The 22,026-nt window shown below is 41.1% G+C and carries 21 protein-coding genes; 6 read left to right on the top strand and 15 right to left on the bottom strand.

Annotated elements, in window-relative coordinates; all coding sequences use genetic code 11:
* Position 1: 1 nt before the first annotated feature.
* From ligA to LI126_RS09140, 6 genes are read right to left on the bottom strand one after another with little or no spacing between them, the layout of a single operon-like run.
* Positions 2–1,960 carry an NAD-dependent DNA ligase LigA gene (ligA, locus tag LI126_RS09165; protein WP_227165278.1) on the bottom strand — a complete coding sequence of 653 codons (1,959 nt, stop codon included), beginning with the start codon at positions 1,958–1,960 and terminating at the stop codon, positions 2–4.
* 2 nt (positions 1,961–1,962) lie between these two features.
* The gene (gene rluF / locus LI126_RS09160) at positions 1,963–2,784 is read right to left on the bottom strand and encodes a 23S rRNA pseudouridine(2604) synthase RluF (protein ID WP_227165243.1); all 822 of its coding nucleotides are present in this window, start codon (positions 2,782–2,784) and stop codon (positions 1,963–1,965) included.
* The gene (locus tag LI126_RS09155) at positions 2,777–3,931 is read right to left on the bottom strand and encodes a DHHW family protein (protein ID WP_055147673.1); all 1,155 of its coding nucleotides are present in this window, start codon (positions 3,929–3,931) and stop codon (positions 2,777–2,779) included. Before LI126_RS09155 ends, rluF begins: the two co-directional genes overlap by 8 nt.
* 43 nt (positions 3,932–3,974) lie before the next feature.
* Positions 3,975–5,384, bottom strand: coding sequence for an MBOAT family O-acyltransferase (locus tag LI126_RS09150; RefSeq protein WP_055147670.1), 1,410 nt, complete (start codon positions 5,382–5,384; stop codon positions 3,975–3,977).
* A 12-nt stretch (positions 5,385–5,396) separates the two neighbouring features.
* Positions 5,397–5,882: a DUF4358 domain-containing protein gene (locus LI126_RS09145; RefSeq protein ID WP_015527927.1), complete on the bottom strand. Its 486-nt coding sequence runs from the start codon at positions 5,880–5,882 to the stop codon at positions 5,397–5,399.
* A complete protein-coding gene (locus LI126_RS09140; protein WP_055147826.1) occupies positions 5,879–6,643 on the bottom strand; it encodes a GDSL-type esterase/lipase family protein in 765 nt (254 codons plus the stop codon). The genes LI126_RS09145 and LI126_RS09140 overlap by 4 nt, the downstream gene beginning before the upstream one ends.
* A 173-nt stretch (positions 6,644–6,816) precedes the next feature.
* Here LI126_RS09140 and LI126_RS09135 point away from each other — a divergent pair, with 173 nt between their 5' ends.
* Entirely contained in the window at positions 6,817–7,302 is a 486-nt protein-coding gene (locus LI126_RS09135) for a DUF5721 family protein (RefSeq protein ID WP_020437291.1), read from the top strand.
* Between the two features lie 141 nt (positions 7,303–7,443).
* Here the strand turns inward: LI126_RS09135 and htpG are convergent, their stop codons facing one another.
* Both htpG and LI126_RS09125 read right to left on the bottom strand, forming a co-directional pair.
* Positions 7,444–9,498 (bottom strand): molecular chaperone HtpG, encoded by a 2,055-nt coding sequence (htpG, locus tag LI126_RS09130; RefSeq protein WP_020437292.1) that lies wholly within the window; start codon positions 9,496–9,498, stop codon positions 7,444–7,446.
* A 215-nt stretch (positions 9,499–9,713) separates the two neighbouring features.
* Positions 9,714–10,232 (bottom strand): peptidylprolyl isomerase, encoded by a 519-nt coding sequence (locus LI126_RS09125; RefSeq protein ID WP_015527931.1) that lies wholly within the window; start codon positions 10,230–10,232, stop codon positions 9,714–9,716.
* Positions 10,233–10,518: 286 nt separating this feature from the next.
* On the opposite strand from LI126_RS09125, the gene LI126_RS09120 reads away from it, so the two are divergent.
* From LI126_RS09120 to LI126_RS09110, 3 genes are all read left to right on the top strand, one after another.
* Complete coding sequence (locus LI126_RS09120; protein WP_227165242.1) at positions 10,519–11,631, top strand: ABC transporter ATP-binding protein; 1,113 nt, start codon at positions 10,519–10,521, stop codon at positions 11,629–11,631.
* A 96-nt stretch (positions 11,632–11,727) separates the two neighbouring features.
* The gene (locus LI126_RS09115; protein ID WP_227165241.1) at positions 11,728–12,663 is read left to right on the top strand and encodes a PucR family transcriptional regulator; all 936 of its coding nucleotides are present in this window, start codon (positions 11,728–11,730) and stop codon (positions 12,661–12,663) included.
* 42 nt (positions 12,664–12,705) lie between these two features.
* A complete protein-coding gene (locus LI126_RS09110) occupies positions 12,706–13,206 on the top strand; it encodes a hypothetical protein (protein ID WP_015527935.1) in 501 nt (166 codons plus the stop codon).
* Between the two features lie 127 nt (positions 13,207–13,333).
* Here the strand turns inward: LI126_RS09110 and trxB are convergent, their stop codons facing one another.
* The 3 genes from trxB to LI126_RS09095 all read right to left on the bottom strand — a co-directional run bounded on the left by trxB (position 13,334) and on the right by LI126_RS09095 (position 15,491).
* Entirely contained in the window at positions 13,334–14,251 is a 918-nt protein-coding gene (gene trxB, locus LI126_RS09105; RefSeq protein ID WP_054753437.1) for a thioredoxin-disulfide reductase, read from the bottom strand.
* A gap of 100 nt (positions 14,252–14,351) precedes the next feature.
* Positions 14,352–15,146 carry a pyrroline-5-carboxylate reductase gene (proC, locus tag LI126_RS09100; RefSeq protein WP_015527937.1) on the bottom strand — a complete coding sequence of 265 codons (795 nt, stop codon included), beginning with the start codon at positions 15,144–15,146 and terminating at the stop codon, positions 14,352–14,354.
* 63 nt (positions 15,147–15,209) lie between these two features.
* Positions 15,210–15,491 (bottom strand): acylphosphatase, encoded by a 282-nt coding sequence (locus LI126_RS09095; RefSeq protein ID WP_015527938.1) that lies wholly within the window; start codon positions 15,489–15,491, stop codon positions 15,210–15,212.
* 148 nt (positions 15,492–15,639) lie between these two features.
* Between LI126_RS09095 and hydE the strand changes: the two genes are divergently transcribed.
* Positions 15,640–16,713, top strand: a complete 1,074-nt coding sequence (hydE, locus tag LI126_RS09090; RefSeq protein ID WP_227165240.1) for a [FeFe] hydrogenase H-cluster radical SAM maturase HydE — start codon at positions 15,640–15,642, stop codon at positions 16,711–16,713.
* 260 nt (positions 16,714–16,973) lie between these two features.
* Here hydE and LI126_RS09085 read toward each other — a convergent pair whose 3' ends face one another.
* Positions 16,974–17,348: a RidA family protein gene (locus tag LI126_RS09085; RefSeq protein ID WP_015527940.1), complete on the bottom strand. Its 375-nt coding sequence runs from the start codon at positions 17,346–17,348 to the stop codon at positions 16,974–16,976.
* Between the two features lie 225 nt (positions 17,349–17,573).
* On the opposite strand from LI126_RS09085, the gene LI126_RS09080 reads away from it, so the two are divergent.
* Entirely contained in the window at positions 17,574–18,266 is a 693-nt protein-coding gene (locus LI126_RS09080; protein ID WP_227165239.1) for a helix-turn-helix transcriptional regulator, read from the top strand.
* A 105-nt stretch (positions 18,267–18,371) separates the two neighbouring features.
* Here the strand turns inward: LI126_RS09080 and LI126_RS09075 are convergent, their stop codons facing one another.
* From LI126_RS09075 to LI126_RS09065, 3 genes are all read right to left on the bottom strand, one after another.
* Positions 18,372–19,052 carry a TIGR00266 family protein gene (locus LI126_RS09075; RefSeq protein ID WP_055147658.1) on the bottom strand — a complete coding sequence of 227 codons (681 nt, stop codon included), beginning with the start codon at positions 19,050–19,052 and terminating at the stop codon, positions 18,372–18,374.
* A gap of 91 nt (positions 19,053–19,143) precedes the next feature.
* A complete protein-coding gene (locus LI126_RS09070; protein ID WP_227165238.1) occupies positions 19,144–21,285 on the bottom strand; it encodes a sensor histidine kinase in 2,142 nt (713 codons plus the stop codon).
* A complete protein-coding gene (locus tag LI126_RS09065; protein WP_117568339.1) occupies positions 21,254–21,952 on the bottom strand; it encodes a response regulator transcription factor in 699 nt (232 codons plus the stop codon). The genes LI126_RS09070 and LI126_RS09065 overlap by 32 nt, the downstream gene beginning before the upstream one ends.
* Between the last annotated feature and the right edge of the window lie 74 nt (positions 21,953–22,026).

The following is a 22,026-nucleotide window of genomic DNA, read 5'->3' as shown; positions in this document are numbered from 1 at the left end:
TTTACAGCATTTCCAGAAAATCATTTTCTGAAATGATCGGAACTCCGAGATCTCTTGCCTTTTTATTTTTTGAAGATGTGGAATTTACGTCATTGTTGATCAAATAATTTGTCTTTGATGTGACACTTCCCGTCACCTTACCGCCACGTTTTTCAATCTCAGCCTTTACCTCTGCACGATTTGCAAAATGTTCAACACTTCCGGTAATAACAAAGTTCACTCCGGCGAATTTCTGGCTGTCTTCTGTTACTTCCTCTTCTTCTAATTCCACTTCGCTAAGAAGTCGCTTAAAGATTTCCTGATGCTCTTCCTCTTTAAAATAATCTACATAGCTTTTCGCCATGACTGCTCCGACACCCTGGATCTCAACCAGTTCTGCCTCTTCTGCCTGAAGCACGCGTTGCGAATCATTTCCAAGTGCCCGGCAGATTACCTTAGCATTCGCACTTCCGATTCCCGGAATTCCGAGACCATAAACCAGTCTTGCAAGTGTTGTCTTTCTTGCCTTTTCAATACTGCTCTGCAGTTTCAGGAAAGATTTTTCGCCAAAGCCATCCATTGTCATGATCTCATCTCTGTAGTTATCAAGATGGAAGAGATCTGTAAAGTCTTTCACATAGCCGTGGAAAATGAATTTCTCCAGTGTTGCCTCTGAAAGACCCTCAATATTCATCGCATCTCTGCTCGCAAAAAGTGCAAAGGACTTCACATGCTTTGCCTGACACTTCGGATTGGTACAATACAGCGTCTTTGTCTCATTTTCCATAGAGATTTTCGTCTCACCTCCACAGACCGGACAAACTTTTGGAATATCTTTCACTCCACTTCTTGTCAGATTCTCCGCAATCTGCGGAATAATCATGTTCGCCTTGTATACCTGGATCTCATCTCCAACACCAAGTTCAAGTTCTTCCATGATGCTGATATTATGGACGCTTGCACGGCTGACTGTCGTTCCTTCAAGCTCTACCGGCTCAAAAACCGCCACCGGATTGATCAGACCTGTTCTTGACGGACTCCACTCAATCTCAAGCAACTTTGTGTTGCGGATCTCATCTGCCCATTTGAAGGCAAAGGAATCTCTTGGGAACTTCGCTGTTGTTCCAAGTGACTGTCCGTAAGCAATATCATCATACACAAGCACAAGACCGTCCGATGGAACTTCGTTGTGCTCAATCTCACGGGCAAACCATGCCACTTCCTCTTCAATCGTATCTCTTGTCACTTCATGGTTCTCCACAACATCAAATCCCTGGTTTTCAAGCCACTGCATCTGATATTTTCTGGAATTCTGGAAGTCCACGCCTTCTGCACGAACGAGTGTAAATGCGTAGAACCTTACATTTCTCTTTGCAGTGATTTCATTATTCAGCTGACGAACAGAACCGCTGCAAAGATTTCGTGGATTCTTATATTTCGCATCTACATCCTCAATCTCTTCATTGATCTTCTCGAAATCTTTATAGGAAATAACTGCCTCTCCTCGCAGTACAAGTTCTCCCTGATATGGAATCTTAAGCGGTACATTTTTAAATACTTTCGCATTGTTTGTAATGACCTCACCGATCACTCCGTTTCCTCTGGTGACTGCCTTCGCAAGTTCTCCGTTCTGATAGGTCAGAACAACAGTAAGTCCATCCAGTTTCCAGGAGATTAATGCTTTTTGTCCGCCTAGGAATTCCTTCAGCCTTTCTACATCTTTCGTTTTGTCCAGAGAAAGCATCGGACGCTCATGACGTTCTTTCGGGAGCTCACTGAGTACTTCATATCCAACATTTACCGTCGGACTGTTTGCCATTCTCGTACCAAGCTTCTCTTCCAACTCCTGCAGTTCATCATAGAGCTTGTCATACTCGTAGTTGCTCATAATCTCTGTATTTTCCTGCTCATAAGAACGTCTCGCTCTGTTCAGAAGTTCCACCAGTTCTCGCATGTGATTCATTTCTTTCTGCTCATCCATCATCACTTCTTCCCTTTCCCATGTCTCGTTCTATTATCTTGTGTTGCTGCCCACTGTTCCTGATATTTTCCACCGGGCAATGCAGAAGAATCTTTCAGCTGATCATATAATTCGTTCAATTCCTGATCTGTCAGTTTTCTGTACTGTCCATCCTTCAATCCATCCAGTGTGATATTCATCACGCGGACGCGTAAAAGATCCTTCACTTCATATCCAAGAGCCTCACACATTCTGCGGATCTGACGGTTCAACCCCTGTGTCAGGATTATGGAAAATGTATATTTACCGATTTTTTTCACTGTACACGGACGTGTTACGGTATCAAGAATCGGAACTCCTGCTGCCATCTTCTTTAAGAATTCTTCCGTAATCTCTTTATCAACAGTTACTTTATATTCTTTCTCATGTTTATTGGCTGCACGCATCATTTTATTGATGATATCACCGTTGTTCGTCATCAGAAGGAGTCCGTGAGAATCCTTATCAAGTCGTCCGATATAAGTCACACGCACCGGATAATTCAGGAAACGGACAATGCTGTCCCTCTCTCTGCGTTCTTCTGTACAAACGATTCCACGCGGTTTATTTACTGCCAGCACGATCATCTCGTCCTGTTTTGAGACAACTTTATTTCCAACTTTCACAACCTGTCCCGGCACGATACGCATACCGGTCTGCGCACGCTGTCCATCAACTGTCACGCGTCCAGTCTCAATGAGGCGGTCTGCCTCCCTTCTGGAACACACGCCCGCCTCGCTCAAATATTTATTCAGCCTTACCGGCTCACTCTTCTGTAAAAATTCTTCTTTGATTCGATTACTCAACTGCAAACACTCCACTTATATTATTGTCTTTGAAAAATGTATTTCCACTGTATAAAAACAGAACCTCTGAGATTCTGTAGGAATCCATAAGATCATTGATCGTTCCGCTGTAATATCTCGGATCCACAACTACGATTTCTCTGTAGTATGGTGTCAGGAACGGGATAAATGAATTTGCGAAGGAATCTTTCACAAGGAGAAGACGCTTTGTGCTTGTAGAAACTGTACGGATATCAAGAAGGGATGAATTTCCTCCTAGAAATACCGTATACTGATCTTTCTCCTTTAATTTAGAAGAATCATATAAGGATGTGGAACGCTTTCCTTCATCCACGTAATCCACGATCAAGTCTGTATCTTCTTCTGTCGGCACATAAATATCAATCTGTTCCTTCTCTCCAAGATTCACTCCGCTTTTTGATGCCAGCATTCCGTTAAAGCTGTCTGAAACTGCGTAGGAAACATAGTTTCCTGAAAGATCTCCTTCAATCCCAAGGGATGGTGCTGCCGCCTGAAATGCATAAAATGCACCAAGTGTCGTCCAGTGATGATCTGTTTTGTAATAAATCTTCTCTGTCTTATGTTTATTCAATTCCGTTGACACGTCAATCCACTCAACGCTATCTCCAAGATCCTTACGAACCATACTGAACATCTGTGTCTGATCCTCCGGCTTCGCAAGTGCCGGAAGGGAATGATTCAATACATTTGCTGCATCCGGAACAAGCATCATACGAACCGGAATCTTGGACTGACTCTCTGAAAATGATTTGATTGCCTTAATATTTGCGGCAAGATGATTCTCATCTGCAACTTCAATCTGTTCTAAAAGCTGCCCATTCGTTCCGATATAGACACCGTTTTCCAGACGACTTCCACCAATCCGGTCCACCGTAACTTTCAGCTTTCTCCACATGTCTCTTCCAACAAACTGATCATCCATATAAGCTTCAAATTTTTCATCATAATCTCCGCTTATCAGACTGCTCAGGCGAAACTTTGGCTTCGTTGCAAGCATACGGTTCTCCTGCACTGATTTTTCTCTGTCAGGCACAATAACATTTATAATAAGGAATAGAAACAAGGTCAGAATAAATATAATACCAACCAATTTCTCCTGTACTTTTCTCTGTCTATCTTTCTTCATCTTTTCACCTTAATTGTTGTCGTTCACTGTTTTCTATAACTCTCTAGAATCTAAAGTACAAAAACGGATTGTACGTATCTGCGATCAGATAAGCAACTGATATTGCCAGCATTCCAAAGAAAACAACCAGTGTGATTACAGTCCGTACTGTATGATTCTCAGACACATTCAGGATTGCACGGAGCATTCTTGATCCAAGTGTTGTTGATCCAATTACTGCCAACAAGTAGAACAACCAGTGTGTCAGGATCACAAAGAATACTTCTTTACTGGCAAATCCTGCTCCGCCGCCAACCATTGCAAAGAGGTAACGAAGTGCTGCTCCAAGGCTTGGACTAAAGAAAAACACCCAGCCAACCAGCACCAGTACTAATGCATAAATATGCTGCAATACACTTGGCCACCGATCCACGATTGCCCCCCAGACATATTTCTCCAGTACGAGAACTACTCCATAATAGATTCCCCATACAATAAAATTCCATGCAGCTCCGTGCCACATTCCGGTCAGCATCCAGACAATCAAAAGGTTTACAATATTTCTTGAAATCGTCACATGATTTCCACCAAGCGGAATATATACGTATTCACGGAACCAGGAGCTCAAAGAAATGTGCCATCTGCGCCAGAATTCTGTAATACTTTTAGAAATATACGGCACATCAAAGTTCTTCTTAAACTCAAAACCGAACATTCTTCCAAGTCCGATTGCCATATCTGAATAACCGCTGAAATCAAAATAAATCTGGAATGCATAAGTAATACATCCAAGCCATGCCATCAGAACTGTCAGGTTACTTGCTGATGTCGATGAGATTTCTTCAAAAATCTTTCCCAGTGTATTTGCAAGCACTGCTTTCTTCGAAAGTCCAATAATAAAGAGCATCGCGCCCTGTCCCAACTTTCTTCCGGAGATTTTCCTTGCAGTAAGCTGCTTCTCAATATCTCCATAACAGACGATTGGTCCGGCAACCAGCTGCGGAAACATGGATACATACAGCGCATACTTCACCAGACTCTGCTGTGCTTTTACCTTGCCTCGATATACATCTACAATATAGGAAATTTCCTGAAATGTGTAAAAAGAAATTCCAATTGGTAATGCCAGTTCCCTGTACGGAATACTGATTCCGAACAACGTATTCGTACTTTCTACCAAAAATCCAAAATATTTAAAGAACACAAGCAGCACAATATTTACTGTTATTGCAAAGACCAGTGACCGCTTTGCTTTCGCCTCATTCTCACTCTTATTCTCAATATCCATTCCGCAAAAATAGTTTAACAAAATGCTGAGTATCATCAGAATGATATAAACCGGTTCACCCCAGGCATAAAAAATCAGACTGCCTGCAAGCAGCAGGAGATTCTTCCATTGCGGCGGTGCAATATAATAAACTGCCAGCATGATCGGCAGAAATAAAAACAAAAATGTAATACTACTAAATAACATCTGCTCCCCCTTCTACAGACTCTTGTCAAATGCGCTGCGATATTCAGAAGCTTTCGAAGATACTGCAAAAAAGATATATCTTCCACGAATACTTTCCTGTGAGTCCTCTAAAAGCTTCACCTGTTCCGGCAGGTAAGAATCAAAATCTTCTATTCTCTGTGCTTTTCTCTGTGCGATCGCATTTGTCACATTTTCTATCTGTGCATCATTTTTCACCTGTATCACCAGAACTTCCGCTGCTGAAATACTGGACGGAGAAGAATAATACAAAACACCCTTGTAATCTGCACTGTTCAGTCCATAATTTCTCTTGAGCATCTGGTCATCCATCTGCACAAGTTCTTTACTGTCCAATACACTGCTCAGAGCCTTTGATACTTCTGAAAAAGCCCGCTTACTTCCACTTGCATATAGCATCAATATCACAAGATATCCCACGATAATTACTAAAAGTATATATTTCATCGCAGAGATCATTCGCTGTCTTTTCTCTGTCATAGCGTTGCCACCTCCGCCATCTTTTCTGCCCAGATTGGATAGAAATTCGCCTTAAAATGAATTCCATCTTCTTCATAGTACTCATCTTCTATAATATCTGAATTATCAATGTATCCGATCTGCTTCTTTTCACACATCGCTTCTAGTTTTTCATTGTAATCTGCGATATTTGCAAGTGCCGGCTCCTTCTCTACCGCACTTTCCTGCACCGGAAAAACAGCATTCACAAAAATATGCGCATCCGGCATAGCCTTCTGAATCTTCTTAATCACATCTGAATAATCCTTGATAAACTTGTCTACATCTCCGTTTGTCTTAGTTACATCATTCATCCCATATGCCAGAAAAACAATCTGCGGATCCAGTTGTTTTGCCTGCTCGATCTGATCATCCAGTTCGCTGAAATGAATTCCAATTTTCGCAACAACACTTGATGTATTCAGTACATCATACTCTGTAAAGCTCGCCGCAATGGAATCGCCCATCACAACAGCACCGGAAAAGCGTTCCTTCATGCTTCTTGTATCGGATGAATCTCCTGTTCCATCTTTCTTTTCCAACTGATTAATCTTCTGCTCAATCGTCTTCGCATCTGCAGATTCTTTGCCTTTTATATATGCAATTCCTTCACTGGTGTCGACTGGCTTCTTTGTCAGATTGCTAACACCCTGCACTGCCAGAAGTATCACTGTAATGACCAGCGCACATCCGACCCCGATCCGAATTCCCAGTTTTTGCTTTCTTTTTATTGTTTTCTTCATATATCTATATTCTTTCTGTTTTTTATATACTGTATAGAATCCCATACTGTTTTAATAGTACATTTTTTAGCAATAAAAGTCAACAAATCTGCGCTTGTATCTCGCCATTCCTTTTAGTACAATGATAGGTAGACGATTAAGAACTTAAACAGCTGCGGAGGTATCTGATTTATATGATTTCACTGACTTTAACAAATGTAAAAAACTTCATGTCTCACCTTCTGTTAAAAGAGACATTTGACAATTTCTCTTTTATTGAAGGAGAGATTATTACGTTTAATACCTTTCGGATTGACGGGTATATGCAGAAAGATTTCTTTGATTCTGAAGAAGAGATTCCGGAATATTCTCTTTGGAAAAATCTGCGTGAATTTTGTTTTTCCTTAATTAAGGGAAAGAAAACACCGCTCGGTTTTCATTTTATCTTCAGCCTGAATTCAAAGAATATTTCCCGTCTGATTGAACAGAAAGAACTGGGACTTAATCCTGCTGACGTGCAGGGACTCTATTTGAATATACGTTACGATGGAACTCATCTCACCTGCGTAACCGGAACTTCCTTCAAGAGTTTTATGATGGATAAGACCCTGGAACGCGAATGGGATGAGATGGTAAAGAAGTTCTTTTTAAAAAAAGAGATTGAATTTGAGTTGATGTAAATTTAAAAATCTATTAGCGATGTGCGCCGCAAGGCGCACATAATAACAGCCGCCTCACGGTCAAATAATCGTGAAGCGGCTGAACTTATTACCATAAATGATGAGAAACTCATAGAACATGTTTCTCATCATTTTACTTTATTATTTTGTCAGAAGCATCATAATATCATTGCTTCTCTTAACGAATGCTGTCATCTCTTCCGGACTTAATGGCTTATGAGCAAGCATTGCAAGGTCATACAGCTGTTTGCAGATGATTGACACGTTCTCGCTGTCTTTGTTCGTTACAAGGAACTGAACAAGTGGATGGTTAGCATTGAGTACCAGTGTTGCCTGGCTTCCGAACATGGATGCATCCATGCCGCCCATACCATACATCTTCATCATCTCCTGCATTCTTCTGTTTTCCTCAGAAAGAACTGCCATAGATGCTACATTCTCATCTTTGAGCTTTTCAACTTTAACATCAAGCTTCTCATTGCCAAGCTCTTTGCGGAAGATTTCAACAAGGCTGTCTGTTGTCTTCTGGAATTCTTCCTTCTCATCTTCTGCAACTTCATCCTTCAGAGAATCATGTACATCTGCATCAATTCTCAAGAACTGAACTTCCTGATGTTTCTGCTCAAGGTATGTGATAAATGCAGAATCAATGTTATGTGTCAGAATGATCGCATCCTGTCCCTGGGCCTTGAACATGTTGATGTACTGGCTCTGCTGCACTTCATCTGTTACATAGAAGATTCTTGTCTTCTCTTCTTCCTTCGCATCTGCGTCCTTAGACTCTTCTGCGTCTGTTTTTGTTTCTTCTGCCTTAGCTTCCTCTGTCTTGGCTGCATCAGCTTCTTCGCCTTTGGCTTCTTTGATGATATCTTCGAGAGTCATGTATTTATGATCAAGATTCTTGTAAAGCATAGAATTCTTCATCTTCTCACCGAATTTCTCATCCTTCAGGCAGCCGAACTTGATGAATGGACTGATGTCATCCCAATATTTCTCATAGTTCTCACGGTCTGTCTTGAACATTCCATTCAGCTTGTCAGCAACCTTCTTGGAAATGTAATCAGCAACTTTATTTACAAATCCGTCGTTCTGCAGTGCACTACGTGATACGTTCAACGGCAGATCTGGACAGTCGATCACTCCCTTAAGTACCATAAGGAACTCTGGGATTACTTCTTTAATATTATCTGCGATAAATACCTGGTTATTGTAAAGTTTAATCTTTCCTTCGATGGAATCATACTCTGTATTGATCTTCGGGAAATAAAGGATTCCCTTTAAGTTAAACGGATAATCCATGTTCAGGTGGATCCAGAACAGTGGCTCTTTGTAATCCATGAACACCTTGCGGTAAAAATCAATATAGTCATCCTTTGTGCACTCACTTGGATTCTTTGTCCAAAGTGGGTGTGTATCACTGATAGATACCGGACGTCTTACAATCTTCGCTTTCTGCTTCGGCTCGCCCTCTTCGCCTTCCTTTGGTTCCTCTGTAATATGCTCTACTACAGTATCTGTATCAAGAACATCTGCCTCATCGATTGTATCGTACTCCGGCTCTGCATTTGCCTTGGAGAGGAAGATCTCTACCGGCATGAAAGAACAATATCTCTCAAGCACTTCTCTTGCACGGTACTCGTTTGCAAATTCAAGACTATCCTCATTCAGGAACAGTGTGATCTCACTTCCAACTGTTGTCTTATTTCCTTCCTGCATCTCATACTCTGTACCGCCCTGACTTGCCCAGTGTACCGGCTTTGCGCCTTCTTTATAAGAAAGAGTATCAATCTGAACTTCGTCTGCTACCATGAATGCAGAATAGAATCCAAGTCCGAAGTGTCCAATCATCTCATCGTCTGTTGTCTTATCTTTATATTTCTCAAGGAACTGTGTTGCACCTGAAAATGCGATCTGAGTGATATACTCCTCTACTTCTTCTGCTGTCATACCAAGTCCGTTATCGATAAACTTCATTGTCTTCTCTTCTGGATTGACAATTACTTCAATCTTCGGTTTATAATCTTCCGGGAGTTCATATTCTCCCATCATGTCCAGCTTTTTCAACTTAGTGATCGCATCACATCCGTTGGATACGAGTTCACGTACAAAGATATCATGATCGGAATAAACCCATTTCTTGATAATAGGAAAAATGTTTTCGCTGTCAATTGATAAAGTACCTTTTTTAACTGCCATTTTACTGCACTCCTTTTTATTTATAATCTATCCGTAACTGCTCAGTTACGTTTCTTTTAATATCGGCTGTCAATCAGCTTTTTCGCTGATATCGATAGTATATTTGCCTGCCTAATGGACATTCTAGTACAGCAAAATTTAAAAGTCAATAGAAAATTAGCACTCCTTTCAAAAGAGTGCTAATAATTTCGTTAAAAGTATAAAGTTTTTATGAACTATACTGTTTCCGGCTCCGGATAATCCTCTCCAAATGTCTCAACAGTAACTTTCTTCATTACCTGTTTCTCCAGCGGACGATCACTGTAGTCTGTTGCTGTCTCAGCAATCTTATTCACTACATCCATTCCTTCTGTGATCTTACCAAATGCAGCATAAGCTCCGTCAAGATGTGGTGCTTTCTTATGCATAATGAAGAACTGGCTTCCTGCTGAATCCGGATGCATTGCACGTGCCATAGAAAGAACTCCTGCATCATGTACAAGGTTGTTCTCTACACCGTTCTGCGCGAACTCACCTTTGATTGAGTATCCCGGGCCACCCATTCCTGTTCCGTCCGGATCTCCGCCCTGGATCATGAATCCGCTGATCACGCGGTGGAAGATTACTCCGTCATAGAAGCCTTTTTTTACAAGTGATACAAAGTTGTTCACTGTGTTCGGTGCTACTTCCGGATACAGTTCTGCTTTCATGATATCGCCATTTTCCATCTCAAATGTAACTACTGGATTTGCCATGTTTAATTCCTCTTTTCTTCTATAATAATCGTTCGCAGTTTTCTATACACTGTGAATAGTCTTATTGTAGCGGATTTATTTCATAACTTCAACCATCATTCTTCTTCATATGGTTGAAATGTACACTTTCCCCTCCTTTTTTTAGTCACTCGTGACATTGTTGATTTTCGTGCCTAACGCTATACTAAGTACATAAGTTAAACAAACCAAAATCAACTACCAATTAAAAAACAAAACCAAATTTAGTCAAACAAGTAAAAAATAATCATTTAAGGAGGCACTTATAATGGCAAGTTTATCTCTTCAGGGAATTCAGAAAATTTATCCTAACGGATTTCACGCAGTAAAAGATTTCAATCTTGAAATCGCTGACAAGGAGTTCATCATCTTCGTAGGACCATCAGGATGTGGTAAATCTACAACACTTCGTATGATCGCTGGTCTGGAGGATATCTCTGGCGGTACACTTAAGATCGATGGAAAAGTAATGAACGATGTAGAGCCAAAGGATCGTGATATTGCAATGGTATTCCAGAACTACGCTCTGTATCCACATATGACAGTATATGATAACATGGCTTTCGGACTGAAACTTCGTAAAGTTCCGAAAGATGAGATTGATAAGAAGGTTCGTGAGGCTGCCAAGATCCTTGATCTTGAGAAACTGCTCGACCGTAAACCGAAGGCCCTTTCCGGTGGACAGAGACAGCGTGTTGCTATGGGACGTGCTATCGTTCGTAATCCTAAGGTATTCCTTATGGATGAGCCACTTTCCAACCTGGATGCTAAACTGAGAGTTCAGATGCGTATCGAGATTTCCAAGCTTCATGAGAATCTGGGTGCTACAATCATCTACGTAACACATGACCAGACAGAAGCTATGACACTTGGAACAAGAATCGTTGTTATGAAAGACGGAGTTGTCCAGCAGGTAGATACACCACAGGCACTTTACAATACACCATGCAACCTGTTCGTAGCAGGATTCATCGGATCACCTCAGATGAACTTCATGGATGCAAAATGTACAATTAAGGGAAATGATGTTACTCTTACAGTTGGAAAACATGTTCTTAAGGTACCGGCTTCTAAGAAGCAGGCACTGATCGATGGCGGATACGATGGAAAGACAGTTGTTCTTGGTATTCGTCCGGAAGATGTACATGATTCACAGGCGTTCATCAGCAACTCTCCTGACAGCGTAATTGAGTCTACAATCAAAGTTTACGAGCTGCTTGGAGCAGAAGTATTCCTGTACTTCGATGTTGAGGGAACTCAGATGACAGCACGTGTTAACCCACGTACAACACTCAGAACTGGAGATCATGCTGTATTTGCACTTGATATGGAAAAAATTCATCTCTTTGACAAAGACACAGAGTTGACTATTACAAACTAATCCTTTACAATTAAACTAAACACGGAGGGGGCTGTACTTTTCTCGGAAGGTGCAGCCTTTCTTCCATCTATTATTATTTTATTTACGGAGATTACTATGGCTAATACATCCGAACTTGAAAAAGGACTCAATGAATTAAAACGTTTGACCGGAATCACACTTACAGTGACTGCCGAAGATTCTGAACAGGAGCAGATGGCCCTGGAACAGATTCGCTGTCTCTGCCTTGCCTACCGGGAAAAATATAATAAAAATGATTTTCTTATGGGACTGATGACCGGTGGTGTTCCTTCCTATGATGTACAGCAGCGTGCCGCACGGCTCCACATTGCACCGGAAGAGGAGCGAATCCTCTTTCTGATTGAAATGAAAGAACCTGACGAGATTGTTGCAGAGATCCTTAAAAATCTGTTTCCTTCTCAAACAAAAGCTTATATTGTTCCTGTTTCAAAAGAGCGACTGGCTGTATTATATCCATTTCATGAGACAAAGGATTCCAAAGATTCTGCTGATGAATATGCAAGACATCTGGCTCATGCGATTGTTGATACACTGAATGCGGAAGCTCTTGCACATGTTCAGGTTTCTTTTAGTCAGATGATTCCTTCTCTTTTGGAATTATCCGTGGCTTTTCGGGAGGCAAGCCTTGCACTGAAGGTTGGAAAACTCTTCTATCCGGAACAGACTGTCTTTCCATACAATAAACTGGGGATTGGACGCCTGATTTATCAACTTCCTGCTTCTCTGTGCGAAAGCTTTCTCCAGGAAGTTTTCTTAGACGAGATTCCTGACAAGTTGGACGATGAGACGCTCTTGACGATTAACCGTTTTCTTCAGAACAATCTGAACATTGCTGAGACTTCACGCCAGCTCCATATGCACCGCAACACGCTGATCTATCGTCTGGAACAGATTGAAAAGCGTACCGGTCTTGATTTGAGACAGTTTGAAGATGCAATGACATTTAAGATTGCAACAATGGTTATGAACTATCTTCATGCTGAAAAAGGAAAAAATTGCACTGCGGTGTAATTGATATATATTAAATACTATATAAGAAAGGACTTATAACTTATGAATGACGCATTATGTGAACATATTGTAGCCAGAAAATCAAAACCAATGGATTTTGTTATCCGTATTCTTATTATTGTTGTGATCGTTGCAATCGCAATCGGAGGAATGCCATTTCTTGGATTCTTTGCTTTTGCTCTTGCAGCAGTCCTGGCTTTGCTTGCTTATTATTTTGCATTTCCACTCTTAAATGTGGAGTATGAATATTCCCTTCTGAACCACGATCTGGAGATTGATGCAATTTACAGCAAAGAGAAAAGAAAATCCAAAATGAATCTGGATATTCAGAATGCTGAGATTATTGCACCAAAAGGATCTCACCGACTGGATTCTTATCATCCGGAAACAACTTGCGATTTTTCATCCGGAAATGCAAATGCAAAGGTTTTCGCAATCATGATCCCGATCAATCAGAAAATGACTTGTGTTTATATTGAACCTGATGAAAAGATGATTGAACATATGAAACAATGGATGGGAATGAAGATGTTCGTAGATTAATATTGAATGTTTGTTTCTAACTCAGGCAAGTACCACAATCAGTAACTACTAATTGTGGTACTTGTTTTTTCTTTTCTGTCTGGTTGTAGATTACGAATTGCAATTACATACTTAAAACATCATAATCTTATTTTTCAGCAACATCTGCTATATATTTACATGCGGCAAGTGCAGCTACTGCACCGTCCGCTGCTGCTGTTGTAAGCTGACGTACTTCTTTTGTCCGGCAATCTCCTGCTGCATAGATTCCCGCTTCTGACGTCTTGCAATCTTCTCCGGCAACAATAAATCCACCCTCATCTAACTGAACAACATCAGCAAATTTTTCATTCTGTGCAATCTGTCCGACAGCTACGAAAATTCCTGAAACAGCAAGTTCTGATTCTTCTCCTGTTACTTTATTCAAAACCCGCAGACTTTCCACCATCTGCTCTCCACGGATTTCCTGAACAGTTGTATTTAAGATAAACTCTACATTTTCTTTCTCTTGCAAACGTTTTACAATCTGATCTTCTCCCCGGAATTCGTCTCTTCTGTGAATCAGATAAACTTTGCTACAGTAATTTGACAGAAATTCTGCATCCTGGAGTGCTGTACTTCCACCTCCGACAACTGCAACTTCTCTTCCCCGGAAAAACATTCCATCACAAGTCGCACAGTATGAAACTCCTGCACCTGTCAGACGTTCCTCTCCCGGAACTCCAAGATGGCGGTGTGTCACACCAGTAGCAAGAATAATGCTTTTGCATTCATATTCTTTTTCCGTTGTTACAATCACTTTATAATCCGCTTCTTCACGGATACCTGTCACCTGCTCCATTATGGTCTGTGTTCCCAGCTTTACTGCCTGATCCATCAGATTCATAGAGAATTCACTGCCGCTCACACTTGCAATTCCCGGATAATTTTCTACATTCGGAGAAGATGTGATCTGACCACCGAAGGTTGTTCCCTCGAAGAGTACGGTCTGCTTTCCTGCACGCTGGCCATAGATAGCCGCAGTCATCCCTGCAGTTCCGCCACCGATGATTCCAATATCATAAATTCCCATATTTTTCCTTTCCCAACAAACTGTTTCTACATTTTCTGATTGCTGTAATTCATTTTTTCATTTACGCTAAACTGTAAGATGTTTCAATCACTTCTTACATATTTCTGGACATATCTGCGCAGACTTTCTCTGCCTCGATCACTGCGCTTCTAAGTCCAAATTTCTCAAGTACACGTACTGCCTCAATCGTTGTTCCTGCCGGTGAACATACCATATCTTTCAGTTCTCCCGGATGCTTTCCTGTCTCGAGTACCATCTTTGCACTTCCAAGTACTGCCTGTGCTGCGAACTGATACGCCTGTGATCTAGGCATTCCCTCAGCTACCGCTCCGTCTGCCATTGCCTCGATAATCATAAAGATATATGCCGGCGAACTTCCGCTGACTGCAACAACTGCATCGATCAAATGCTCCGGCACGATTTCTACTTTACCAAAAGAACTAAGAAGCTCCAGTGCATAGTTCTTTTCTTCTTCTGTCACTGCATCATTCGGGCATGCCGCTGTCATTCCCTCTCCAACTAATGCTGGTGTATTCGGCATTGTTCTTACAATCTTAACTTTCTTTCCAAACTGCTCTTCGAGCCATGCGAGAGTCTTGCCCGGTGCGATTGTAATAATCAGCTGGTCTTCTCTTACTGCATCTTTGATCTCAGCAATTGTCTGTGCATAGAACTGTGGTTTTACAGAGAGAACTAATACTTCTGCTTTCTGTGTTACTTCTATATTATCTGCTGTCACATGAATTCCATGCTCTTTTTTCGCACGTTCACGTCCTGCTTCCATAATATCTGAACCGATGATCTCTTCCGGGGCAATAATTCCCTTTTTAATGATTCCGCCCATGATTGCTCCTGCCATATTTCCTGTTCCGATAAATCCTAATTTCATGATCTTAAGTCTCCTTTTCTTTTACCATTACTGTTCTAAGAACCGTGTCCAGTAACCTTTTATCTACATGTATCCGTCTCTCACCCAGAATTTTTTCTCATCCTCTAATGGAATTTCTTCTGTGTCCATCCAGTCGATTGTAATAAACTGATTTCTGTTCAGCCCTTTTAGCAGTTCATTGATCAGCCATTCGCGTCCCTGAACTTCCATTGTAACGGTTCCATCCCATTCGTTCTGAACCCAGCCAACCAGATTTAGTGAATTCGCCAGATATTTCGCTGTATAGCGGAATCCAACACCCTGTACACGACCGTGAAAAACAATGTGCTTTCTAACTTCTGCCATATCTGATCACTCCCTTGAAGCAATTTATGTTGTACACTACCGTTATTCTAACATATTTTTTTACCTTGTACAGTTCTTTTCGGTAAACAGTTCCTGCTTCCCGTGTTATAATGGGAATAACTTTTCTGAAGGAGGACTTCGAGAACGAATGAGTAATTATGAAACATCACAGACTTCTGATCTGAAAGAATTGATAAATAAATTACGAGATACACAGACTCTCTCTAAAACTGAATGGATTCGGCTAATTGACGGAAGAACCCCTGAACTTGCCGACTATTTATTTGAAAATGCGCGCGAAGTACGAATCACTCACTATGGACATAATGTTTATGTCCGCGGACTAATTGAATTCACTAACTATTGTCGTAATGATTGTTATTACTGCGGTATCCGCAAAAGTAATCTGAATGCACATCGCTACCGTCTTACCAAAGAAGAGATTCTTAACTGTTGCAGAACCGGTTATGAACTTGGTTTCCGCACCTTCGTTCTTCAAGGTGGAGAGGATGGCTGGTTCACGGTTCCGCGTCTGGCTGATATTGTCTCTGACATCCATAAGAACTGGCCGGACTGTGCGATCACGCTTTCTGTTGGAGAGATGGAACATGATGCATACCAGACTTTATTTGATGCCGGTGCTGACCGCTATTTACTTCGTCATGAAACTTATGATGAAGCACATTACCGCATGCTTCATCCTGCTTCCTTAAGTGCGCGTCACCGTCAAAACTGTCTGTGGGATTTAAAATCGATTGGCTATCAGATTGGAACCGGATTCATGGTCGGTGCACCTTTCCAGACAACTGAGAATCTTGCTGATGATATGCTTTTCTTAAAAGAATTGAATCCGCATATGGTTGGGATTGGTCCGTTTATCCCTCACCACGACACACAGTTTGCTGAGGAACCTGCCGGAACGTTGGAATTGACACTTTATCTGCTTGGGCTGATCCGTCTTATGCTACCGAAAGTACTTCTCCCGGCAACAACCGCCCTCGGTACGATTTCTCCCACCGGAAGGGAACAGGGAATTCTCGCAGGAGCTAATGTCGTTATGCCAAACCTTTCTCCAACAGAAGTTCGCAAAGATTATCTGCTTTATGATAACAAGATCTGCACCGGTGATGAATCGGCACAGTGCAAGAACTGCCTGGCCCAAAGAATGGAGTCTGTCGGATATCATGTTGTGGTAGACCGAGGAGATTCCTTGAATAAGTAAAAAGGAGGTTACTGTTCACTCCCGTGTCAATCACTTCGCTGATTGACACGGAGGATGCATGTTTTGGCTTGAATGCATCTCGCCCCATCGCCAAAGGCGATTTAAAATGGCGAGATGCGTTGCTGGTCACACATTGTGTGAACAGTAACAAAAAGAGTCCATGGTATGCGACATATCGCATTTCCATGGACTCCTTTTCTATTCACACCTCGCCTCACAGCACAGTGTCATTTTTTCATTTTCTCTACTAGCTATAAGAATTACTCTACAACGGCTAAGATCTCGATCTCAACGAGAACAGCCTTCGGAAGATCCTTAACTGCTACGCATGAACGAGCTGGTTTGCTTGTGAAGTATTTCTCGTATACTCCGTTGAATGCTCCGAAATCAGCGATATCTGCAAGGAAGCATGTTGTCTTTACGACATTGTCAAAGCTTGATCCAGCTTCTTCAAGAACAGCAGCGATGTTAGCGATAACCTGCTCTGTCTGTCCTTCGATTGTTGTGGCATCTACATCACCTGTAGCCGGGTTGATCGGGATCTGGCCTGAAGCGTATAACATTCCGTTAACTACCTTTGCCTGAGAATATGGTCCGATTGCAGCTGGTGCCTTTGGTGTTGAAATTGTTTTCATTGAATTCTACCTCCTGATTTATTGAAATTATAAGTTCTTAATGAAATTATATAACGTTAAAATCGTTTAGTCAATAAAATTTCATTCACTTAACTATTTTTCATTGACTTCTTTTTCACACAAACCAGCATATCCATGATAAAATAAAACCATCAATATACTATTTGTCTGTTTTGACCGAACAAAACTGGATATCTTTCACACAGACAGAAAGGACGCATGATTATGCCAACCGGAAATTTAAAATTAACTTCACTTGACAAAAAGATTCTGCACTCATACTGTCAGACACTCGATGGACTTTCCAATTATCTTGGAAATGGATACGAGATTGTCCTTCACAGTCTGGAAGATTATGAACACTCTGCAATCAAGGTCATCAACGGATATCACACAGGACGTACCGAAGGTGCACCGATTACCGACCTTGCGTTGAAGATGCTCGAGCAGATCCGTCGAAATGAAGAAAATGACCATGGTGTTATTTATTTTTCCACAAATGTAAAAGGAGAACCGCTGAAGTCAACTACAATTCCTGTCAAAGGAGAGAAGGACAGAATTATCGGACTGCTCTGTATCAACTTTTATATGAATACAACAATGGCAGATTTCTTCTGCAACTTTGCTGTTCCGATTCCATCTGATTCTGACGGTCTCACAGTCTCCGGTCAGATTCATGAGACATTTTCCCAGAGCAGTTCTGATCTTCTTGAGCAGACCATTCAAACCGTTCGTCAAGAAGTGTTGATGGATTCAGCAATATCGAGCACAAATAAGAATAAAGAAATCATTTTCCGACTTTACCAGCAGGGAATCTTTAATCTGAAGGATGCTGTTATCACAATTGCCGATTCATTGGGCATCAGCAAGAATACTGTATATCTGCATCTGCGCAATCTTGAGAAAGTAAATAATTAGCACTATCTGATATGCAAAACATTACTGTTTACGCAGTGAAAAGGACAAGACACTTTCATTTTATCTAACATTTCATTCGAAAGTATCCTGTCCTTTTTTCATCCTTTATTTTCCAGCCGGCATATATCTCAGAAGTTCTCCTGCCACGCTGGAGATTGGCATTGTCTGAAGCCATACATGTCCAGGTCCGGTGACAACTGTATTGAACACACCTTCACCGCCGAATACCATATTCTTAAGTCCCGGTACTGTCTGAATCTCCATACTGCAAGTTGCATCCATTGCTGCAAGATATCCGGTATCCACTACAATCTGTTGTCCCGGTCTCAGTTCATACTCTACCACATGTCCATCAAATTCAAGAAATGCTATTCCATTTCCCGAAAGTCTCTGCATGATGAACCCTTCTCCGCCGAAGAATCCTGCTCCGAATTTCTTTTGGAAGAAAATAGAAAGATCAACACCTTCTTCTGAAGCGAGAAATCCTGACTTCTGTACGATCAACTCCTGTCCCGGTGCAATCTGGCGTGCTACAATCTGTCCCGGAAAACTGGATGCGAATGCGATCATCCCATTACCTCCCGTTGCTGTATAACGGTTCTGGAACAGTGCCTCACCTGAAAACATTCTTCCAAATGCTTTTCCGATTCCTCCGTTGGAAGTTGTCTCCATTTTCATATTCGGAGACATCCAACTCATAGAACCGCGTTCTGTAATCATTCTTTCTCCATTCTCCAGATAGCAGACCACTACCGGAAGGGTATCACCTTTGATTTCATATCTCATGGTTTATTCCTCCTAAATCATTCTTCCTAACATATTCTGTAAAGTTCCATCTATTCTAACAATACTATTCTTTTACAACATTTTCCAGTCCCTAATCTTCTTTTTTCTCGCTCATTTCTAATTTAGGAAGTATAATCTCTGCCTTGAACAGGTCTGCTTCTGTTGTAATATTCAAGTTTCCATGCTGCAGCTGTGCAAAGCTCTTGGCAATTGCCAGGCCAAGTCCAGATCCTTCGGTATTTCTTGAAGAATCTCCTCTTACAAAACGATCCGTGATCTCCTCTGTATTGAAATTCAATTCCCCTGCGGAAACATTTTTCATAAAAATCTGCACGTCATTCGGCCGCTCATTCATTTCTATATAAACTCTCGTATGCGGCATTGCATATTTTGTAATATTAACAATCAAGTTCTCAAAAATTCGATATGTTTTTTCACTATCCAGCCAGAGAACTACTTTGTCCTCCGGAAGTTTCCAACGGAATTCCAGATGTGCTTCTCTAATCTTTTCCTCATTCTCAAGCTCCGCCTGACGGATCACTCCTACGAGATCCACTTTCATGTAATTCATCTGGATAGTCTTACTTGCTGCCTTACTCATCTCAAAAAGATCCTCGATCAGGGCTTTCAGACGAAGAGATTTTCTCTCAAGTACTTCTGTATATTCTTTTCTCTTTTCTTCGTCTTTTTCATTCTTTAAAAGATCAATGTAAGTAATGATTGCTGTCAGCGGCGTACGGAGATCATGAGAGACATTTGTCACAAGCTCTGTCTTCATACGCTCATTTTTCACTTCTTCATCCACCGCCTTCTTGAATCCGCTCTGAATCTTCTTTAATTCATCCTGAATCGGACGGAAGATTCCGACATCACCTTCGATTGGAAGATCTAGCTGTCCTTCTGCAAGCTGATTTGTTGATTTAAGCAGAAGCTGATATTTCTTCTTGATTCCATTTAGCACTTTCTTCATTACAAAGAATAAAATGATAGAATAAACAATTAATGGTATCAGTCCTATGCTGTAAGAAAATAATTTCACTACTAAGAGCAGAAGAAAATTCAGGATCACGATTCTGAGGATCCCTTTATTTCCTTTATCCCGCAGATCCATCTGAAGAATTGCTTCATATTGATGATGCAAAAATGCTTTCATATCTTTCCATGCTTTTTTCAATAAATGTCTCTTTTCATGTACTTCTCCACGATTTTCCTTTCCCCAACGGATCAGCATTCCTACTATTGTGTGTTCTTCCCAGTAATTTCTTCCCTCTGTAAATATAAGTCGAAGACTCTCTGCCACACAGAAGAAAACTCCCAGTAGGCAGAACCAGATACACCAGTTGATTCCCAGCATACTGATTGTATTCCACATAATATTTCCTGACGGGTGATAGTTCTCAAAAGACCAGTATACTAAACCTGCAAATGCATCATAGCCTATACCCAATGCAGAAATCCCCAGAATCACTGCAAGTTCGAATGGCATACGGAATAATTTTCCTTCGTATCTTCCAACTTTCGGAATACATGGAAGAAGTAATGCTGCAAGCAGAGCTCCTAAAAAGAAGAGTGCAGCGGAACTCCAGAACATGGAATAATTATAATCCACATACTCGTCTTCCTCCTGATTTGCAGAAATGAATTCATCATAATTTGCATCTGTCATCCCATAAACGATACTGATTCCGTTTGTCTGCTCTTCATCGTCAATCTGATCCTCAAGATCTGCATCCATACAATAATAAGACAGATCTTTCTCCACATCGTACGCTTCTTCCGGTGACAGTTTCGTACCGCTAACTGTTACATTTGACATTGTTCGGGATGTGCCATACTTATATTCGATTTTGAGAACATAAGAATTATCTGACTTCAAAGCCTCGTTTGTCTGGTCGTCATTTCCTGCAAGCAAGGGATTCCCTTCTTTGTCAAAGATCTGATAATCCATATATTTTTTAAAAAGAGAGAATGCACTGTCTGACATTAATTCCATCTGTTCCGATGCATCCATCGCATCTGTGACCTCGCTATAGAGAAGGCGATTTCCTGTCGCAAGGGAATAGTCCATTCGCTCAATACACTCTTCAACATCATCTTCTACTGTAAATGTTGATGCGATATTTTTTCTTACCACATAATAACTTTCCACAACACCTGCTGCGAATAAGCTAAGAATTACTATCGTTATAATTGTTCTTATCTTACGGTTGCTTTTCAAGTTTGTATCCAACACCCCACACCACCTTTAAATATTTTGGTTTCTTCGGATCGATTTCAATCTTCTCCCGAATATTTCTTACGTGTACCATGATCGTATCTGTATTAATTGCCTTTTCCTGCCATACTCTTTCGTAAATCTCTTCGGATGAAAAGACTCTTCCCGGATTCTTTGCCAAAAGAAGCAGAATCTTGTACTCGATCGGAGTTAATTTCACCGGATTGCCATCCATTGTGACTTCTACCGTATCCTCATTAATCTCAAGTCCTCCGATCACATGTACATTTTCCTGTGGTGTGAGCTTCTCCAGAAATCTTCGGTAACGTCTCAGCTGAGAATTCACACGGGCCATCAGTTCCATCGGTGTAAACGGCTTTGTCACATAATCATCCGCTCCGATGTTGAGCCCTGTGATCTTATCAACTTCCTCTGATTTTGCTGACAACATGATTACAGGAAAATCGTATTTCTCGCGCAACTTCATCGTCATACGAATTCCATCCATACGTGGCATCATGATATCAATGATTGCCAGATGGATTTCTTCCTTCTCAAGGACTTCTAATCCTTCAATGCCGTCTGCTGCCTGAAACACCTTATATCCCTGACTCTGCAGATAAATCTGTACACCTTCTCTGATCTCTTTATCATCCTCTACAATTAATACGTGATTGATCTCCATTTTGTTTCCTCCTAAAAAAATAACCTCCTTTATATATCTACAGAATACTCTGTAAATCTAAAGGAGGCTTTTAT

It is taken from the genome of Mediterraneibacter sp. 210702-DFI.5.30 (assembly GCF_020560115.1).
Classification (GTDB): Bacteria; Bacillota; Clostridia; order Lachnospirales; family Lachnospiraceae; genus Mediterraneibacter; species Mediterraneibacter faecis.
The sequence above is the reverse complement of the archived record's forward strand: the minus strand, read 5'-3'. Positions and strand labels throughout refer to the sequence as shown.

Coding starts and splice junctions, on each gene's coding strand:
- LI126_RS09115 (WP_227165241.1), top strand. CDS start 11,728: ATGGCTAATACATCCGAACTTGAAAAAGGACTCAATGAATTAAAACGT.
- LI126_RS09140 (WP_055147826.1), bottom strand. CDS start 6,643: ATGAAGAAAACAATAAAAAGAAAGCAAAAACTGGGAATTCGGATCGGG.
- LI126_RS09095 (WP_015527938.1), bottom strand. CDS start 15,491: ATGGCAGAAGTTAGAAAGCACATTGTTTTTCACGGTCGTGTACAGGGT.
- LI126_RS09155 (WP_055147673.1), bottom strand. CDS start 3,931: ATGAAGAAAGATAGACAGAGAAAAGTACAGGAGAAATTGGTTGGTATT.
- ligA (WP_227165278.1), bottom strand. CDS start 1,960: ATGGATGAGCAGAAAGAAATGAATCACATGCGAGAACTGGTGGAACTT.
- LI126_RS09065 (WP_117568339.1), bottom strand. CDS start 21,952: ATGGAGATCAATCACGTATTAATTGTAGAGGATGATAAAGAGATCAGA.
- LI126_RS09110 (WP_015527935.1), top strand. CDS start 12,706: ATGAATGACGCATTATGTGAACATATTGTAGCCAGAAAATCAAAACCA.
- LI126_RS09080 (WP_227165239.1), top strand. CDS start 17,574: ATGCCAACCGGAAATTTAAAATTAACTTCACTTGACAAAAAGATTCTG.
- proC (WP_015527937.1), bottom strand. CDS start 15,146: ATGAAATTAGGATTTATCGGAACAGGAAATATGGCAGGAGCAATCATG.
- LI126_RS09075 (WP_055147658.1), bottom strand. CDS start 19,052: ATGAGATATGAAATCAAAGGTGATACCCTTCCGGTAGTGGTCTGCTAT.
- LI126_RS09120 (WP_227165242.1), top strand. CDS start 10,519: ATGGCAAGTTTATCTCTTCAGGGAATTCAGAAAATTTATCCTAACGGA.
- LI126_RS09145 (WP_015527927.1), bottom strand. CDS start 5,882: ATGACAGAGAAAAGACAGCGAATGATCTCTGCGATGAAATATATACTT.
- LI126_RS09085 (WP_015527940.1), bottom strand. CDS start 17,348: ATGAAAACAATTTCAACACCAAAGGCACCAGCTGCAATCGGACCATAT.
- LI126_RS09135 (WP_020437291.1), top strand. CDS start 6,817: ATGATTTCACTGACTTTAACAAATGTAAAAAACTTCATGTCTCACCTT.
- htpG (WP_020437292.1), bottom strand. CDS start 9,498: ATGGCAGTTAAAAAAGGTACTTTATCAATTGACAGCGAAAACATTTTT.
- LI126_RS09125 (WP_015527931.1), bottom strand. CDS start 10,232: ATGGCAAATCCAGTAGTTACATTTGAGATGGAAAATGGCGATATCATG.
- hydE (WP_227165240.1), top strand. CDS start 15,640: ATGAGTAATTATGAAACATCACAGACTTCTGATCTGAAAGAATTGATA.
- LI126_RS09150 (WP_055147670.1), bottom strand. CDS start 5,384: ATGTTATTTAGTAGTATTACATTTTTGTTTTTATTTCTGCCGATCATG.